The sequence below is a fragment of the Vibrio sp. 10N.286.55.E10 genome (assembly GCF_002872555.1).
Taxonomy (GTDB): domain Bacteria; phylum Pseudomonadota; class Gammaproteobacteria; order Enterobacterales; family Vibrionaceae; genus Vibrio; species Vibrio crassostreae.
Window position 1 is genome coordinate 293,444 of the sequence record NZ_MCSD01000003.1, and the last position, 17,881, is coordinate 311,324.

Annotated in this window: 16 protein-coding genes; 7 read left to right on the top strand and 9 right to left on the bottom strand. The window is 44.4% G+C overall.

Annotated features, from left to right (window positions below):
* Nucleotides 1-36: 36 nt before the first annotated feature.
* Nucleotides 37-267 carry a TIGR02647 family protein gene (locus tag BCV39_RS03190; RefSeq protein ID WP_017630468.1) on the bottom strand — a complete coding sequence of 77 codons (231 nt, stop codon included), beginning with the start codon at nt 265-267 and terminating at the stop codon, nt 37-39.
* Between the two features lie 257 nt (nt 268-524).
* Here BCV39_RS03190 and BCV39_RS03195 point away from each other — a divergent pair, with 257 nt between their 5' ends.
* Nucleotides 525-1,832 carry an ATPase gene (locus BCV39_RS03195; protein ID WP_102433199.1) on the top strand — a complete coding sequence of 436 codons (1,308 nt, stop codon included), beginning with the start codon at nt 525-527 and terminating at the stop codon, nt 1,830-1,832.
* A gap of 362 nt (nt 1,833-2,194) precedes the next feature.
* Entirely contained in the window at nt 2,195-3,037 is an 843-nt protein-coding gene (focA, locus tag BCV39_RS03200; RefSeq protein WP_048614492.1) for a formate transporter FocA, read from the top strand.
* A gap of 354 nt (nt 3,038-3,391) precedes the next feature.
* Here the strand turns inward: focA and BCV39_RS03205 are convergent, their stop codons facing one another.
* The gene (locus tag BCV39_RS03205; RefSeq protein WP_102433198.1) at nt 3,392-4,186 is read right to left on the bottom strand and encodes an ABC transporter permease; all 795 of its coding nucleotides are present in this window, start codon (nt 4,184-4,186) and stop codon (nt 3,392-3,394) included.
* Between the two features lie 437 nt (nt 4,187-4,623).
* Here BCV39_RS03205 and torE point away from each other — a divergent pair, with 437 nt between their 5' ends.
* Genes torE through torA form a run of 3 tightly spaced genes read left to right on the top strand, consistent with a single transcriptional unit; the run spans nt 4,624 to nt 8,525 of the window.
* Entirely contained in the window at nt 4,624-4,806 is a 183-nt protein-coding gene (torE, locus tag BCV39_RS03210) for a trimethylamine N-oxide reductase system protein TorE (protein WP_008222628.1), read from the top strand.
* A 50-nt stretch (nt 4,807-4,856) separates the two neighbouring features.
* Entirely contained in the window at nt 4,857-6,038 is a 1,182-nt protein-coding gene (gene torC, locus BCV39_RS03215; protein WP_004734592.1) for a pentaheme c-type cytochrome TorC, read from the top strand.
* Between the two features lie 24 nt (nt 6,039-6,062).
* Nucleotides 6,063-8,525 carry a trimethylamine-N-oxide reductase TorA gene (torA, locus tag BCV39_RS03220; RefSeq protein WP_048609404.1) on the top strand — a complete coding sequence of 821 codons (2,463 nt, stop codon included), beginning with the start codon at nt 6,063-6,065 and terminating at the stop codon, nt 8,523-8,525.
* Nucleotides 8,526-8,776: 251 nt separating this feature from the next.
* Here the strand turns inward: torA and BCV39_RS03225 are convergent, their stop codons facing one another.
* Complete coding sequence (locus tag BCV39_RS03225; protein ID WP_102433197.1) at nt 8,777-9,991, bottom strand: putative manganese transporter; 1,215 nt, start codon at nt 9,989-9,991, stop codon at nt 8,777-8,779.
* A gap of 201 nt (nt 9,992-10,192) precedes the next feature.
* Here BCV39_RS03225 and BCV39_RS03230 point away from each other — a divergent pair, with 201 nt between their 5' ends.
* Together BCV39_RS03230 and BCV39_RS03235 are read left to right on the top strand one after the other, a co-directional pair.
* Nucleotides 10,193-11,098 carry a manganese-dependent inorganic pyrophosphatase gene (locus BCV39_RS03230; protein ID WP_048658327.1) on the top strand — a complete coding sequence of 302 codons (906 nt, stop codon included), beginning with the start codon at nt 10,193-10,195 and terminating at the stop codon, nt 11,096-11,098.
* Nucleotides 11,099-11,248: 150 nt separating this feature from the next.
* Nucleotides 11,249-11,638 carry a DUF2750 domain-containing protein gene (locus BCV39_RS03235; RefSeq protein WP_102433196.1) on the top strand — a complete coding sequence of 130 codons (390 nt, stop codon included), beginning with the start codon at nt 11,249-11,251 and terminating at the stop codon, nt 11,636-11,638.
* A 100-nt stretch (nt 11,639-11,738) separates the two neighbouring features.
* Here the strand turns inward: BCV39_RS03235 and BCV39_RS03240 are convergent, their stop codons facing one another.
* The 6 genes from BCV39_RS03240 to sapA are packed head-to-tail and all read right to left on the bottom strand — an operon-like array spanning nt 11,739 to nt 17,798.
* The gene (locus tag BCV39_RS03240) at nt 11,739-12,518 is read right to left on the bottom strand and encodes a DUF2927 domain-containing protein (protein ID WP_102433195.1); all 780 of its coding nucleotides are present in this window, start codon (nt 12,516-12,518) and stop codon (nt 11,739-11,741) included.
* A gap of 41 nt (nt 12,519-12,559) precedes the next feature.
* Nucleotides 12,560-13,342 carry an ATP-binding cassette domain-containing protein gene (locus tag BCV39_RS03245; protein ID WP_017060304.1) on the bottom strand — a complete coding sequence of 261 codons (783 nt, stop codon included), beginning with the start codon at nt 13,340-13,342 and terminating at the stop codon, nt 12,560-12,562.
* The gene (locus BCV39_RS03250) at nt 13,339-14,340 is read right to left on the bottom strand and encodes an oligopeptide/dipeptide ABC transporter ATP-binding protein (protein WP_102433194.1); all 1,002 of its coding nucleotides are present in this window, start codon (nt 14,338-14,340) and stop codon (nt 13,339-13,341) included. The genes BCV39_RS03245 and BCV39_RS03250 overlap by 4 nt, the downstream gene beginning before the upstream one ends.
* Nucleotides 14,340-15,227 (bottom strand): putrescine export ABC transporter permease SapC, encoded by an 888-nt coding sequence (gene sapC / locus BCV39_RS03255; RefSeq protein WP_048658330.1) that lies wholly within the window; start codon nt 15,225-15,227, stop codon nt 14,340-14,342. Before sapC ends, BCV39_RS03250 begins: the two co-directional genes overlap by 1 nt.
* Nucleotides 15,214-16,176, bottom strand: a complete 963-nt coding sequence (locus BCV39_RS03260; RefSeq protein ID WP_048658331.1) for an ABC transporter permease subunit — start codon at nt 16,174-16,176, stop codon at nt 15,214-15,216. The genes sapC and BCV39_RS03260 overlap by 14 nt, the downstream gene beginning before the upstream one ends.
* Nucleotides 16,176-17,798, bottom strand: a complete 1,623-nt coding sequence (gene sapA, locus BCV39_RS03265; RefSeq protein WP_102433193.1) for an ABC transporter substrate-binding protein SapA — start codon at nt 17,796-17,798, stop codon at nt 16,176-16,178. Before sapA ends, BCV39_RS03260 begins: the two co-directional genes overlap by 1 nt.
* Nucleotides 17,799-17,881 lie beyond the last annotated feature (83 nt).

The window sequence follows — 17,881 nt, forward strand, 5'->3', positions numbered from 1 at the left end:
CGAAGCGAGTGGAGTTTTTACTAGAACAATGGAGCTTTATTTAAGTACGCGAAGTAGCTTATCTGCGCGCTCTGCCATCTCGATACCTTCATCTGTTAAATAACCGCCGTCTGGCTGAGTACAAAGGTTTTTTTCGAATAGGCGCTTAACAGCGTCTTGAGTTTCTTGAGCAGCCTCTTGATGAACTTTAATTCCAGTAGCAGCGCTACTTACATCAAATTGAAGAAGGAGGTTTAAATCAGCAATATGTTCAGCGTTGTACTTCATAATTAACCTATATATTCATAACGTTCTCTACCTTCACCTTAGTGCGCATTCACGGCTCAGGCAATAGCAAATAAGGAGAATTGATAAGTGATACCAAATTGATTGATTAATCATCGAGTGATGGGTTTATTTTGGTTATATTGGGTGATTTGCACCCACTTAAATCATCAATGATGTTTATTGCTAAGTGGTTGTAATATATTGTGACTAGAAATAATTTGCATTGAGCGAATATTGTATAAAAAGGATATGCATAAGTGAGAGCGAACAAAGTAGCATTAACGATCAGTATGCTATTTGCTATCTCAGGTTGTCAAAGCACACCCTCAGAGCAGACAGACGCGAACCAAACCACAAACAACAATAATGAATCTACAATAGAGGTCCGTTCATTTCAGTCTGTCCAAAGCGTTTACTCCGAATGGGAAGTTAAGCTTGAAGACCATGCTCAATTGTCTCTCTATGCACCAGAGAATTACAATGAACTATTAGACGCATGGGATGATGCTGAAAGCATTTATGCGGACTTACTGAAAGACGAAACTCGGATAACCAAGAGCTACTCCATTTTTTCGAGCCTGACTTACGCTGAAGCCTTTGATGAAAAAATAGCGTTGATCAAATCAAATTATGACTCGATCTTAGTGTTAAAGAAGAAGGCTGACCGAGTACTCGCTGATTCGATTGTCCAAATGGATTACCTGAAGTTTCTTGGCGCAGATACCATGTTTACTTCGAGCTACAAACGTTTGTATTCAGAATACAGCGAGTTGTTCGAATATGTGCTGGTCGATGAGCTTGAAGACGCTCAAGAAGCGCAGGTGGAGTTTCTTAACAATGCTCGCTTACTAGAAGTTAAAGTGGCGCATAAGAAATACATCGAACCTTTGAAGAACGAATTAGAGTTCTTGGAAGATGAAGATTTTTATGATGTTGCTCCGCTGACCTTTGCTAAGGCAGCATCTCAAATTGCGTTGGCCGAAAGCCAAGTGAAAGCCAGCCCTCGTGAAAAGTCGATCATTGAAGATGCGGTTCACGCTGCTGAGTTTGAATTGAACCACGTGCGCAGTGTCGCTCATGAAGTCAAAGTGCTGGCGAGTGTAAAAGGCGACAAGTTCGAACAGTCGGTTTTGAATGCAGAGAACCAACTACTGAGTATTTCACAAATCGTCAATGATGAAGATTACCGTGATGTTGGGTTACGTCAGCAATCTCAAAAGATTGTAGCGAGTATTAAAGCGTTAAAAAGCTCCGACATGACAGGGCTATTAAAGTCAGAGATTGAAACTTTGACTGAGCAATTGGCTAACCTGGAATCTGAAAACCAGAAGCAAGCACAGCAATTGTCTGAAGCAACCAAGCATAGTGAGTTGCTCGGTGAGCAGATTACGAAGAGCGATGCTCACATAAAAAGCTTAGAAGAACTAGTCGATAGTTTGAAAAGCTTAGGTGGTAAAGTTGCCAACGAAAGTGATTCTGATGCGATCTCGCCGAGTATTGAAACAAATCTAGAGAACCCGGCTCTAGAACTATCATCAGAAGAAGTGATTGAACCTTCGGTTTAGCATAACCAATGTCTTTATTTGTGACTGACTTAAAAGCGCCTCAGGGCGCTTTTTTACGTTCTGTTGATCTATGTCAAAATCTGAAAAGAAAAGCTCTCAAAACACGGCTATAGTGTACGTCATTCTTATGGTTTTAACGTAACTTGTTGATATTTATAGATGTTTTGTTTTTATCGTTGGTAGTTTTTCATTCATCAGAGTTTTCTTTTTACTACTAAAGTCGTAAGAAATTTCAATATCATTGAAGGTTTGGCGTTTTCTTAGTTGTTGAAGGAAATTCGAGCTTAAAATAGCTCTTGAATTCAGAAATGAAAGAGAGGATTATCGCGCTCCCGACGACATGTTTCAAAATGTAAATCATCATGAATCTAAACCAATTTGACTCATTATTACCGCCACAAATGGCTGAGCGCGCTGCAGATATTGGCGTAGGTAAAGCAACTAAAGATCCAATCAAATCTTTTCTCCTAGCGATTTCAGCTGGCATCCATATCGGTATTGCGTTTGTGTTCTACACCATCGTAACGACCGGTGCTGGTGATTTGCCTTGGGGTATTACTCGCCTATTAGGTGGCCTTGCATTTAGCCTGGGCTTAATTCTCGTTGTTGTTACCGGTGGTGAGTTATTTACCAGTTCGGTGCTTACTCTGGTTGCTCGTGCAAGTGGTAAAATTACTTGGCGCACGCTCGTCAAGAACTGGGCTACGGTTTATGTAGGTAACTTGATTGGCGCATTGTTGCTGGTGGCATGTATGCTTCTGACTAAACAGTACATGTTTGACCATGGCCAGGTTGGTTTAAATGCAATGGCGATTTCCCAACACAAGATGCACCATGATTTTATCCAAGCTATCGCGCTTGGTATCATGTGTAATGTATTGGTTTGTATCGCGGTATGGATGACGTTTAGTGGACGTACACTTACCGACAAAATCGCGGTAATGATTTTACCTGTTGCGATGTTCGTATCAGCTGGTTTCGAGCACTGTATTGCGAATATGTTCCAAGTCCCTTTAGCTATCGGCATTAAAACATTTGCTCCTGCTGAATTCTGGACAATGACGGGCGCTAACCCTGCGGATTACGTTGACCTGAACATGATGGACTTTCTGATGAACAACTTGCTGCCCGTTACTATAGGTAACATCATTGGTGGCGGTATCTTTGTCGGCATGTGGTATTGGTTGATCTACCTGCGTGACTAATAAAGGTGGCTCTATCAACAAAAGTGGCGTACTTAACTCAGTTGACGAGATGCGCTAAAGCTCAGTGGAAACACTGAACTGACTTATGACATTTACAAGACGGTCTGCATTGCAGGCCGTTTTTTATTTGTGGAAAACCTACTTCTTCACCCCTCTAATGATCATCTGAACACTCAACAGCGCTGCTCACCATATGTGTATATCTCTTTGAAAACACCGAAGGATCAACGGTAATGATCTTTTCTCGAGTGAAAGTGGACAAAAAAGGATCTATCTTGATTTGGTTATCCACAATTTCTGTGGATAACCTGTCTCAAATTCAGTGAGTAACCAGATCTAAGGGGAGTAGAGAGGCTATTTTGCCGGTTTTATTTGAGCGAGGACTCGACCTTCTTTGGTCAGGGAAGTCTTCAATGAGAGGTGAAGGGCAAGCGCTAAAGAGCAACTCATCATCACGAAAATCGCCAGCATGATCATCAGTTGATACTTAATCGCGATCATCGGTGACGCCCCCCCAAGAATTTGTCCTGTCATCATTCCTGGCAGCGTTACTAAGCCTGTGGTTGCCATAGAGGCCATGATAGGGGACATCGCTTTCTGTATTGCATTGCGTACAAACGGTGCTGCAGCGTAGGAGGGAGACGCGCCTAACGCGATTGCTGCTTCATATTCTGATTTCTGTGTTTCAAAAGCACCAAACAGGTTCTGCAATGCCACTATATTACTGCTTAAGCTATTACCCAATAACATTCCTGCGATCGGGATAAGGTACTGCGCGTTAAAAAGCGGTGTCGGTTTAATGATGAAAAAGCAGATAAACAAGACGATGGGTACACAGGTTACGGCAAGGCTTACGGCAACAGGCGCTAATAATAGCTGTCTCGGTAGCTTAGACTTCTCAACAATCGAGCTCGCACCGACAATTATCATGGCAAATAACCACAACAAATTGACCCACAAACTATTCAAAGTAAATAAATATTCTAGGTAAAGACCCACAAGAAACAGCTGAATAACCATGCGAATGATGCTAATAGAGGCTTCTTTTCCAAGGCCGAGTTTCAGCTTGTGGTTGATGGCAATGGGCAGAAAGAGAAGTGAACCGAAGAGCAACAACTGCCACCAAGATATATCAATAACGTCTTGCATAGAGCTTCCTTTTAAGTAGGTCCCCATCATATCTGAAAGTGCCAAATGATGCATTTCAGCTTCAAACCCGTCGATTCAAAAAGTGCTCAATTATTTAACAACCAAAGTACAAAATATTGGTTGTTTAAGGCATTTTTAGCTACTACTTAGTAGGTAAAACGTTAAAATTGGTTACAATAAGGTTGTGTGAGTGTTGGAATTTAACATTTGTGAAATATACTTAATTCTTCACATTTGTTAATACTTTTTAATAACTTTGTTTAACTAAAAACAACTTTGGATGAGCTCAAAAAAGTATTGATTAGCAAGGGTTATAACAGGAGATTTGATTGAACCCTACTTTGAGTATGGTCTAAAATTTGTTGTTAGATACTTAAGAACTTTAGCCCCATAGAATGGGTTACTCGAAATTACTAAATACAAAATAGGCAAAATGTATGAGTGATGTTAATAAAATTGAAACTGGCGAAAAACGCTCGTTGGAGTGGAAGTCTTTCCTCTTCATCGCGGTGGTTCTCTTTCCAATATTAAGTGTGGCTTTTGTAGGCGGCTACGGCTTCCTAGTTTGGGCACTGCAAGTGTTTGTATTCGGACCTCCAGGTGCTCACGGCGGCATGTAATGCCCTCTAGTAACAACATTTTTTAAAATCAATATTTAAGAGAGCTAAACATGAAATCATTTTTAGTTAAATTATGGCGCACAATGACTCGCCCTGCGGTACACATCAGTCTTGGTGTACTAACTATGGGTGGCTTTATCGCCGGTGTTATTTTCTGGGGCGGTTTTAACACAGCTCTAGAGCACACAAATACAGAAGAATTCTGTGTAAGCTGTCACACCATGCGTGACAACGTATACGTAGAACTACAAGAAACGGTTCACTGGAAAAACACTTCTGGTGTACGCGCGACTTGTCCTGACTGTCACGTTCCACATGAATGGACAGCAAAAATCGCTCGTAAGATGCAAGCATCTAAAGAAGTATTCGCTCAAGTATTTGGTGACCTAGATACACCTGAGAAATTCGAAGCTCGTCGTATCGAATTGGCTAAACATGAATGGGATCGTTTCTCTTCGAACAAATCTCTAGAGTGTAAAAACTGCCACAACTACGATTCAATGGATTTCGAAAACATGCGCCCAACAGCGCGTATCCAGATGAAAAACGCGGCAGAGCGTGATCAAAGCTGTGTTGACTGTCACAAAGGTATTGCTCACAACCTTCCATTAGATATGGCATCAGCAAGCGGTATTGTTGGCGAGCTAGAAAATGTAGCAAGCAGCACATCTTACGCAAATGGTTCAGACGTAATCTCTATTCGTCACCTACCAATGTATACGGATGAGACAGCAACAGTTGAAGCGGGTCTATTAAGCCCTGCAAGTAAAGTTGCAGTGATCGACGAAAAAGGCGACATGATTAAGATTCAAATCGACGGTTGGCGTAAAGCGAAAGGCTTCGGACGTGTAATCCAAGAAGACTTCGGTATGAACATCTCGACTGCAATCTTGACGAAAGAAGTATCTCAAAGTGACGTAATCACTGTTGGTGAGAAGAAAGAAGATGAGCTAACTGGTCTTCCTTGGGAAGAAGTTAACCTAGCACTTTGGATGAAGAAAGAGTCTATGGTTGATAACTTCGATCCAATCTGGAACGCAGCGGGTCAAGCGTACCAATCTAACTGTTCAACGTGTCACTCACAGCCAGATGAAGCTCACTTCAGCGCTAACGGTTGGGTAGGCATGCTAGATGGTATGATTGCGTTCGTTAACTTCGATACAGATACAGAAGCACTTGTTCTTAAGTATCTACAGAAGCACTCATCAGATTTTTCTGAAGGCCATCACTAATAAGACGTCAATTGGAGTAACACAATGGCAATTACAAGAAGAAGTTTTCTGAAAGGTGTCGCTACTACAAGTGCGGCATCGGTTATCGGTCCAAGCTTATTGGCGTCGGCATCAGCGTCTGCTGCAGAAACAGACGGCGCGTGGAAAGTCTCTGGTTCTCACTGGGGTGCATTCCGAGCTCGTGTTTACGCGGGTAAAGTACAAGAAATTAAACCTCTAGAAATCGATCAACACCCAACTGAGATGTTGAAAGGTATTAAAGGCATTATCTACAGCCCATCACGTGTGCGTTACCCAATGGTTCGCCTAGATTGGTTGAAGAAGCATAAATACAGCGCAGACACGCGTGGTAACAACCGCTTTATTCGTGTGACTTGGGACGAGGCACTAGACCTTGTTTACCGCGAACTAGAACGCGTACAGAAAGATTACGGTCCATGGGCACTTCACACCGGTCAAACTGGTTGGAGACAAACTGGTCAGTTCCACAGCTGTACTAACCACATGCAACGTGCAATGGCACTTCACGGTTACTCTGTGAAGAAAATCGGTGACTACTCAACAGGTGCTGGTCAAACGATCATGCCTTACGTGCTAGGTTCGACTGAAGTTTACGCGCAAGGTACATCTTGGGAACTTATCCTAGAAAACAGTGACAACATTGTTCTTTGGGGTAACGATCCAGTTAAAAACCTGCAAGTAGGTTGGACATGTGAGACGCACGAGTCGTTCGCATACCTAGAACAGCTGAAAGAAAAAGTTGCTAAGAAAGAGATCAACGTTGTTTCTGTTGACCCTGTTAAAAACAAAACAGGCCGTTACCTAGAAAACGAGCAAATGTACATCAACCCACAAACTGATGTGGCGTTCATGCTTGGTGTTGCTCACGTTCTTTACAACGAAGATCTATACGACAAGAAGTTCATCGAAACTTACTGTCTAGGTTTTGAAGACTTCATCAAGTACGTTCAAGGTGAAACGAAAGATAAAGTTGAGAAGACACCAGAATGGGCTGCAGAAATCTGTGGTGCAAGCGCGGACTCTATCCGTGAATTCGCTAAGATGCTGGTTAACGGTCGTACACAGATTCTTGTGGGTTGGAGTATCCAACGTCAAGAGCACGGTGAACAGCCTTACTGGATGTGTGCAGTTATCGCAGCAATGGTTGGCCAAATTGGTCTACCTGGCGGCGGTATCTCTTACGGTCACCACTACTCAGGTATCGGTGTATCTTCAACTGGCTTCGCTGCTCCGGGTTCTTTCCCGCTGAACATCGACCAGGGTCAATCGCCTAAGCACACTAACACTGATTACAACGGTTACAGCCGCGTAATCCCTGTTGCTCGTTGGGTAGATAGCCTGCTAGAGCCAGGTAAGAAGATCAAAGCGAACGGTTCAACGGTAACACTACCTGATATCAAAATGATGGTATTCAGTGGTAACAATCCGTGGCACCACCACCAAGATCGCAACAAGATGCGTAAAGCATTCAAGAGCCTACAAACTGTAGTGGCTGTTGATTTCGCTTGGACTGCAACTTGTCGTCACTCTGATATCGTGCTTCCAGCATGTACTCAGTGGGAGCGTAACGATATCGATGGTTACGGTGCATACTCTGGCCGTGGTTTGATCGCGATGCACAAACTAGTTGATCCTCTGTTCCAGTCTAAGACTGACTTCGAGATCATGTCTAGCCTAACTAAGCGTTGGGGTCGTTACGACGATTACACGCGTGGTATGGATGAAATGCAGTGGGTTAAATCTCTGTACGACGAATGTCGCGCTTCAAACGAAGGTAGCTTCGAAATGCCTGAGTTTGCTGAGTTCTGGGAAAAAGGTTTCCTAGACTTCGGTAAAGGTAAGCCATGGACTCGTCACGCTTCATTCCGTGAAGACCCAGAGATCAATGCTCTAGGTACACCTTCTGGTTTCATCGAAATTACAAGCCGTACTGTAGGCAACATGGGTTACGAGCACTGTCAAGAACACCCAATGTGGTTCGAGAAATCTGAACGTTCACACGGTGGTCCAGGTTCTGACAAACACCCGTACTGGCTACAATCTTGTCACCCAGACAAGCGTCTTCACTCTCAGATGTGTGAATCTGAAGAGTGGCGTGCGACTTACGCGGTACAAGGTCGTGAGCCAATCTACATCAACCCAGTAGATGCTAAGAAGAAAGGCATCAAAGATGGTGACGTAGTACGTGTGTTCAACGACCGTGGTCAACTACTAGCGGGTGCTGTTCTAATGGATAGCTATGCTCCTGGTGTTGTTCGTATCGAAGAAGGTGCTTGGTACGGTCCGATCAACGAGAAAGTGGGCGCGCTAGATACATACGGCGATCCAAACACACTGACTCAAGATATCGGTACGTCTGAACTTGCTCAAGCAACGTCAGCAAACACATGTTTGGTAGACTTCGAGAAGTTCCAAGGCAAACTGCCTCCAGTAACTTCATTCGGTGGTCCAATCGAAGTTTCTTAAGCATCTCGCTTAAAAGCTAAGATTAAAGCTTGAATTAAAGCCCCTGTAAGCACTCTTACGGGGGCTTTTTGTATTTTAGATATCTGTGTTGCTGTTTCTAATAAGCCTTGTGACAAGGCGAATAGAGGGCGTTTTTGAGATAGGCTGTAACGTGCTGTTTGAGATAGGTGACAGAAGCAATGACGCGGAAACAAAAAGGCCGATACAAAGTACCGACCTTACAGAAGCCTATGGAGTTAGCTCTGATCAAGTTAGATCTCAAACATAAACCAATAGCCATAAGCACAGATTAAAGCGGGCACACTTGAATACAAGGTTGCGACCAGTGCTGCTTTCGGTGCCATCGCAATCGCAGGAAATAGTGCATCACCATCATTTGAAATTGCGTTACCTACCTGAGCCGAAAGTGGTAGTGCGCCTGAAAGGTATAAGCTAGTGACCAATAATTGTGGTCCACAGCCCGGTAGCAAACCCATCAACACGCCAGCCAGGGGGAGCATGATGCCCCAGCTTGAGAATAGCGTCGCAAAATCGACATTTGCAATGACAGAGCCAAATTCAAAGAAAAGAAAGGCAACCACCACCCAAGCGGTAACAAAGTTTGTGTCTTGAGCGGTCTTTTGCAGTGGATGAGAGCCTACACATTTTTCGTCCTCACTCACAGCTGATTTGTAATCCTCAATTTCACGGGTCAGCCCCCACAGAAACATTGAGCTAATCAGTAAAATTGTTCCCACCCATTCCATTGACATTTCAGGCAAAGCGAGCAGCTCGTTGACATCGACTTGAAAAGAGCCAAGTAGGGCCACCGCTGCACCGGGAATAATTAGGACTGACCATAGGTAGCCTTGCAGATTGATCGCCTTTTTAGATACCGCTTCTTTGTCTTGAGATTGGGAAGCACAGCTGTTGGAGGCTTCATTTTGCTCAGTCTGTTTTGGACGTAAGAAGTCATCGGCATGGAATAGGTTAATGATTCGACCTGAAGCAGTACCCACAATCACGCCCATCGCCATCATGGCTAAACCAGTTTTAGGTTCGCTAGCAATCAGCAGGAAGGCTGCGTCACCCATCGTGGAAACAAGCACCGCAACAACCGCACCAAACCCGAGTTTGCCGGATATAAATTGCGTGGTTACCACAATTGCACCGCCACAACCGGGTAAAGCCCCCATGAGTGCCGCAAATACCACTTGGTTTGAACGAGACTGATGTACAAGCTTGTTAAAGACGTTGTCCTTATTGATGTAAAGGCTTAACCAGTGGTAAATCGCCAAGGTTAAAGCAACATAGCAAGACACTGCCCAGAACGCGTCTGACAGAGTGGTCACCGTCAATTCACGTGTAGCGGGAGCGGCCACAAGAGCGGCAAGTGAGATAGGTAATAGCAGTCGCTTAAATGACAGTGAAAACTGAGTTGTTTTCGAAGCACGACTGCTTGGCAAAAAAGAGATTAGACGATCCATAGGTGTTACTCAAAATTAGTGGCTTAAGATAAATATATACGAATGATAATAATTATCAATTGCATTCGTTGTTTTTTTATCTATTGTTACTATTGGCTAAACCTAGGAAACATGACCAATCTAAAAAAATGAGGTAAAGTATGGCTAATAAAGAGAGGCTCTAAAGGTAGAGTCATAATTGTTAGTGTAATAGGAAGAAACATGATTTTAGTTGTTGGTCACAAAAACCCTGATAGTGACAGTATTTGTAGTGCGTTAGTTGCAACAGAGCTTCTTAAAGCTCGTGGCGAGGAAGCGACACCAATTCGCCAAGGCGAGATCAACCGCGAAACTCAACACATTCTAGAAGTTGCTGGCGCTGAAAAACCAGAGCTTCGTACTTCTGTTGCTGGTGAGAAAATCTGGCTAGTAGACTACTCAGATCTAGCACAAGCACCAGACGATGTTGCTGAAGCAGAGATCGTAGGTATTGTCGATCACCACCGTCTCGGCGATGTGATGACAGTAAACCCAATGGAAGCTTGGATCTGGCCTGTTGGTTGTACAAACACTGTACTTTTCAACATGTTCAAGATTGAAGGTCACGCTATCTCTCAACAAATCGCTAAGCTAATGATGTCTGCAATTCTTTCAGACACAGTTGGTTTCGCATCTCCAACATGTACTCAAAAAGACAAAGACGCGGTTGCTGAACTTGCTGAAATCGCAGGTGTAGAAGACGTTGATGCATTCATCAAAGCACTTCTAATCGCTAAGACAAACATCGAAGGCCTATCTGCTGCACAGCTAGTAGAAAAAGACCTTAAAGGCTACCCATTCAATGGTCGCGATGTTGTTGTTGGTCAAGTTGAACTTGCGACTCTTGAGCAAGTAGACGGCATGATTGAAGCTCTAGAAGCTGATCTTGAAGAGCGTTGTGAGAAAGACGGTCTAGCATTTGCTGCGGTAATGCTAACTGACATCACTACTGCGCAAACTCGTCTTCTTTACAAAGGTGAGTGGGCTGAGAAATTAGTTAAGCACGAGAAAGACGGCGTATTGATGATGGAAAATACACTAAGCCGTAAGAAGCAAGGCTGGCCTTGGCTACAAGGTGAGCTTGTTTAATCAAGTCACTTAAATAATAAACGCCTGCTACTTTAGCAGGCGTTTTTCTTTGAAGTAGATTTTCTTCTTCATCGATAATGTTTGAAGTTAAAAGTACTCGGCATAAAATAGCTTTAAGAACAAAGTTACTGACTAAAGTAGGAAATTAAGATGACTATACAGCTAGACGATAAAAAAATCGCTGAAATCAACAAGTATACGGGCGAGCAACGCCTGAAGTACTGTGTGAAAGAAATCGTAGCAAACCGTGAAGTATGGATCTTAACCGATGAACACGGTTGTGTAATGCTTAACACAGAAGATGAAGACTGTGTTCCAGTATGGCCAAACCAAGAGTTCGCAGAGTCATGGGCAACGGGTGATTGGTCTGAGTGTAAAGCTGAGTCTATCTCGCTAAACAAATGGCATAGTCGCTGGACGAATGGTCTAGAAGACGACGAGCTTGCTGTTGTGGTGTTCCCGAACGAACAAGAAGAGGGCGTTATCTTGTTCCCTGATGAGTTCGATTTCGAGTTGAAGAAACAGGCAGCTAAGCGCTAGTTCTTTCGTTATACAGTAACACCGTAAGTCAGCGTTGCCTTTCTCAGGCAGCGCTATCATTCAATTATCCCACCTAAGCTTGCTTCCAACGTATATTCGTTCAATACCCAATCAACTGATACAAGGGCGCTTGCTGTGCGGCTTTAGAAGCTTGTTGAAGCACACCTGTTTTACTGTATCTCTTCAGTACCTTTCGAACGATAGGTTTTACTTCCGATTCTGTCATTCCAGCTTTCAATTCTGGTTCATACAGTAGTTGCAGTAGCACCACATCTAGAGGTGATAACAAGTCTTCTGGCGTGTGGTCGTTGAAAATAGAAGGGTAGGCTTTATCTGAATCATTCGGCAGACCTAGAACCTGTGTGATCTCTTCTACGATACAGGCGACTAGCTTACCTCGCGATCTTGCCTGATCTACGGGAATCACAATCCCAGCGTAAACAATCTCACTTTTAGAATTGGTTCGATAACCCGCCGTGCAGATAGCGTTATTTAAATGCTGAGTCGATTTGAGTTTCAGTACCGATTTCGCCTCTGACAACCACTGGCTCTGCCTCGTGTATATCCATTTAACGTTCGCTTCAGATTCCTTGCTGACGATTGTTATAGGGTGTTGAGTGACTTCGGATAAATGTTGGATATGAAGCTCGGTAAGTTCTTGATGCAGTTCTTCATCGCCCACTCGATGATCAATCCAAATCTTGATCGGTTGTTTCCATTTGGCCAGTGGTTTATTGCCTTGGGAATATTCGTGTTGCAGCGCGACGTTATAAAACGCGGTTTCAACGAAGGTTCTATCTAACCAAGTAAGCGGAGTGCTTACGGCGTTAAAGGAGAGAGTTGCAAGCAAGAGGGGAAGCATTGAAGCTTTTGTTAGCATGCGTTACCCCCTCTAGTGGCGAGTGAAAAAGCGAAACCAGTTTAGTGGTTGGGCGCTTTGGAGAAATGGCTCTCAACCAGTCTTTGCGTGATTTGGTGAGTTGGGTTGGTCAGCACTTGATCCGTTTCACCGCTCTCAACCACATTGCCTTCGTGCATCACGATGATCTTGTCGGTGATGTGCTTAACAATACCTAGGTGTTGAGATACGTAAACGAACGACACGCCCATCTCTTCTTGCAGCTCTAAGAACAAGTTAATAATTTGAGAGCGCATTGCCATGTCCAAACCATTTAACGCTTCATCAGCGACAATGATGGATGGCTGAAGTATCAAGGCACGAGCCAAACAAACCCTCTGTTTCTGGCCCGCAGCAAGCATCTGAGGGTAGAAGTAAGCATGTTCCGGAAGGAGACCAACGCGTAATAACGTGTCTTTCACGCGGCGCATACGGGCTTCTGGTGGCATGTTGGTATTTCGCTTCAATGGGCCTTCAAGAATTCGACCAATCTGAATGCGTGGATTAAGTGATGTATTCGGATCTTGGAAGATCATTCGAATCAGCTTACAACGAGTTGAATAGTCTTTGTGTTCTAGCTTTTCGCCGTTCACGCGGATCTCGCCCGCAGTCGGTTCAACCATGCCTGCGAGCATTCTCGCTAATGTTGATTTCCCAGATCCATTCTGACCGATAAAACCAATCGTCTGGCCTGCTTCAAGGGAAAAGCTTACCGGCTTCACCGCCTGATGAATCTTCTTACGAAAAAGACCAGAGCGAGTCGTAAAGTCTTTAGATAGATCGCTGACTTCTAATAATGCACTCATGATTTCTTTTTCTTCTCCATATTCAGAGGGAAGTGACAGTTAAATTTATGGTTCTTGATACGTTTAGTATGTGGGATCTCCACACATTGTCTTTGCGCGTATGGGCAACGTGGGCCTAACCGACAACCAATAGGTAGATGTTGCAACGGCGGAATTGATCCTGGTAAAGACTGTAGCTTCTCCTTGTGGGGAATCCAGTCGTTAAAGTCTGGCATCGCTTTTAGCAAAGCAACGGTGTACGGGTGCTTAGGTGTATCCAATAGTTTCTGCGTATCAGCAGATTCTACAGATTGGCCACAGTACATAACGGTAATACGAGTCGCCCATTGGGTAATGGTAGTTAAGTCATGGCCGATCAGCACGATGGTCGTGTTATTGATCTGATTCATACGACTCAACAGACGCAGTATTTGAGACTGCGTAATTGGGTCTAAATCGTTGGTTGGCTCATCCGCTATTAAGACTTTTGGTTTGGCAGCTATCGCCATTGCGATCATGACTTTCTGACACTCACCATCGGTCAGTTCATAAGAGTAACTGTCCATTAGACGAGAGTGGTCTTTGATACCTACTTTGTGCAGTAACGCTATGGCCTGCTTCTTACGCCACTTAAATCGCTGCCACCAACGACCTTCAAATGCGTGGGAAGGAATCGCTTCAATGAGTTGGTTGCCTACTTTTTCAGAAGGGTCAAGACAGGTCGATGGCTCTTGGAAGATCATCGCGATATCGCGTGCGATCACTCGTCGCCTTTCTTTCGGCGTCAGTTGCAGCAGGTCGATATTACCTAAGCGCATTCGGTCTGCAGAAACCTTCCAGTTTTCTTTACAAACCCCGACAATTGCCTTTGCAACCAAGCTCTTACCTGAGCCAGACTCACCTACTAAGCCACGAATTTCTCCTTCATTGAGGGTAATACTCATTCGATCTACTGCTTTAACCATCCCTTGAGGGGTCTCAATTTCGATGGTTAGATGTCGAATATCAAGTAACGGCATTATTCGATTCCTGCATTTAGCGCTTGGCGAACACCTTCACCGACGAGGTTAATCACGATAACTGTAAACATAATAGCTAAGCCGGGTAGGGTTACTGTCCATGGCGCAAGGTAAATCAACTCGACCGAATCACCTAATATAGAGCCCCATTCCGTACTTGGTGCTTGAGCGCCAAGCCCCAAGAAACCTAACGCCGTGATATCAAGAATTGCAACTGACAGTGCCAGAGTCACTTCAAGAGCGACCACGGTAAGAATGTTAGGAAGGATTGAGTTCCATAGTAGGTAGAAATCGTTCGCACCATCAAGGCGAGATGCCAGAATGTAGTCCTTCTCTACTTCAGCGTGCACGGCAATGTACACCGAGCGAATAAAGCGCGGAATCAGTGCCAAGCACAAGGCAAGCAAGATATTAAACTCACCAAAGCCAAGGAATGCTACGAAGATAATCGCCAGCAGAAGAGATGGGATTGACATCACGGTATCAAGCAGGTGATTGAGCGTGCTTGATAGCAACCCACGCGTCATCCCGGCAAGTACGCCAATCAGACAGCCAATGACTGCTGCGATAAAGGTAATCACCACCGCAGCGCCGAAAGTAAGTTGAGAGCCAATTATTAGGCGAGAAAGAATGTCTCGGCCTAAGTCATCAGTACCTAGAAAGTATTCAACCGTACCCGCAGGGTCCCACGAGGGAGGGGTTAGAAGGTGTCCCGTTTGCTCTTGTGCATCATGCGGTGCTAACCACGGTGAAGTGACGGTAACCAGAATGATAAGCACCAAACACCACAAGCCAAACATCGCCAGATTGTTGCTACGAAAGCTGCGCCAGAAACGTTCGAACTGGGTTGGAATCTGTTCTTCTTGGTAGACGTTATTTGTTAGCATACCATTCCTTCCTTACCAGTGGATTGATCATAGCGCCCAGTAGATCGGACAGAATGTTTGCAGTCAAAACCAAGGTTGCCACTACAATTACGCCTGCTTGAATTGAAACATAATCTTGATTCGATAATGCATCCAATAACCAGCGGCCAATACCCGGCCAGTTAAAGATAGACTCGGTAATAATAGCAAGCGTTAACATACTTGATAGTTGAACGCCGACCTTAGGGATAATCGGTGGTATTGCATTTCTCAACACGTGTTGGGTGATGATCTCTCTGGTTGATAGACCCTTAATTCGCGCGGCGCGGATGTAGTTTTGAGTCATCACTTCAGCTACTGATGCTCTCATCAATCGGATTACCTGAGTCGTTGGGGCGAGCGCTAAAACAAGGCAAGGCAACGCCATATGCTCGATAACACTTTGTAGTGCGTGTGCACGGTAGCGGCCTTCGGCAAAAAAGGCATCTATCATCGCGAAGCCAGTCACGTGTTCAATTTCGTAAAGCAGGTCGTATCGACCGCCAACCGGGAACATTTCAAAGTGCAGTGAAAACACCATGATCATCAGCAACGCAACCCAAAATATAGGTGCAGAGTAACCGGCCATAGAGGTAAACGATATTGTCGTATCGACAAACTTACCTTGTCTCATACCTGCAATCGTGCCGAAAGGAATGCCGATAAACAGCGCAAGCACAAAGGCAAAGAAGCACAGTTCTAACGTTGCAGGGAATACAACGGCCAACTCATCGATGATAGGTACACCGTGTTTGCTTAGACCAAAGTTTAGTGTCGATAATTCAGTGATATAGCTGATCCAACCGGGCCAGAAATCTTGAATCGCCCAAGGTGAGGTTTGGTCTAATCGAAGCAGGGCAAAACCCACTAACGTCAGAATCCCCAACGTAATAATGAATAAGTTTACACGTCTTAATGTATACCAAAACATCACTGCACCTCTCTTCTGACTTGGTCAAAAGGTTGAGCATTGAACGGGCTCTGTTTAAAACCGGTTAGCGAACGATCGTGCACGCGGAATTGCACGCCGTGAGCGAGAGGGATCACAGGAACTTCTTCATTGAGAATGTTTTGGGCTTGTCGATACAAGTTCACACGGTGCCTTTGTTGATTGATCTCTAATGCTAAGTCGAGAAGGAAATCAAAGTCTGAATTACACCACATAGAGACGTTTAATCCTGCGCGTTCTGAGCTGCATGATAGAAGTGGACGCAAGAAGTTATCTGGATCCCCCGTATTGCCTATCCAGCCAGTAAGCAACAAGTCTGTTGAGGAAATAGAGGATAACTGTGTGCGGTCAAATCGATCGTCGGTATAGAGTTTCAGCTCGATACCAATATCGGCCAAGTTTGCTTGGATCAATTCTGCGGTTTTTCTTGGGCTTGGGTTGTATGCGCGTGGCTCTAGTGGTACCCACATCGAAAGCTCTAATCCAGGTTCAACACCAGCTTCTTTGAGAAGCGCAATTGCATAGTTTCGATCATAACGAACTTGAACGCTGTCTTTTTGGTAAGCCCAAGACGTAGGAGGAAGCAATGTGTAGGCTTTAGTACCTGTACCGTAATACACAGAATCAAGAATGTTCTGACGATTGATGGCTAGGTTGAGCGCTTTACGAACTCGAGAATCGCGCAGTGCAGGGTGCTCAGTATTCAGCGCGATGAAAGAGACATTAACCGCCGGTGTAGCCGAAATTTTCAGCTCTTCATGAGCTTGAATAATAGGGATCTGACTAGAAATCGGTGAGTTCAACACGTCACACTCACTGCGGAGAAGCTTGGCAAGTGTGCCTGTCCCACGTTGTGAAGTATCAAACACAACTTGGTCCATTTGTACTTCTCCCTTCCAGTAGTGCTTGTTTTTTTTCAAGCGAACTAGGTCATTGATCTGGTATTCGTCTAAGTAGAAAGGACCTGTGCCGACCGGGTTGGAATCGATTTGATTTTTCTCGTCCGCAGCAATGAGCTTATTGGCATATTCTTTAGAATGAATGACCGCATAGCTGGTGGCGATATTGTTGAGAAATGAATTGTCTGGGCGACTTAATTGGAATTTCACCGTTAGGTCGTCAACTGCTGTGATATCGACGATCAGGTTTTTGAAGTCGATTCCGGCAAACCATGGATATAGGCCACCGCCTACATAATGAAATGGGTTTGAACTATCAATGACACGTGCAAAGCTAAACACCACGTCTTGCGCATTCATGCTACGAGTTGGGGTGAACCAGTCTGTAGTTTGGAACGCAACATTTGGGCGCAGTTTGAACGTGTACTCTGTACCAGATTTATCAACAGACCAACTTGTCGCCAAGTTCTGCTTTGGTCGGTAAGTCATCGGATCAAGAGTGAGCAGTGTATCGAAGATTTGAGGGCTCAGTGATTCTGCGGTAATACCACTATCAACCAGCTGTGGGTTGAAGGTACTAGGATTACCTTGGCCGCAATAAATGAAGCCTTTTTCACGGATTTGCTCGTGATCCACACTCTCACCACATCCAGCTAGAAAGCTCAGCGTGCAGATGCTCAGTGATAGTTTTATTAGTGCTTTCATAAAAAGAAATACTTTTCGAAACGAGGCGTTAGAGGAGCCTCAAGATCCGGACAATTTAACATTTTATTTATTCGGCTCCAAAT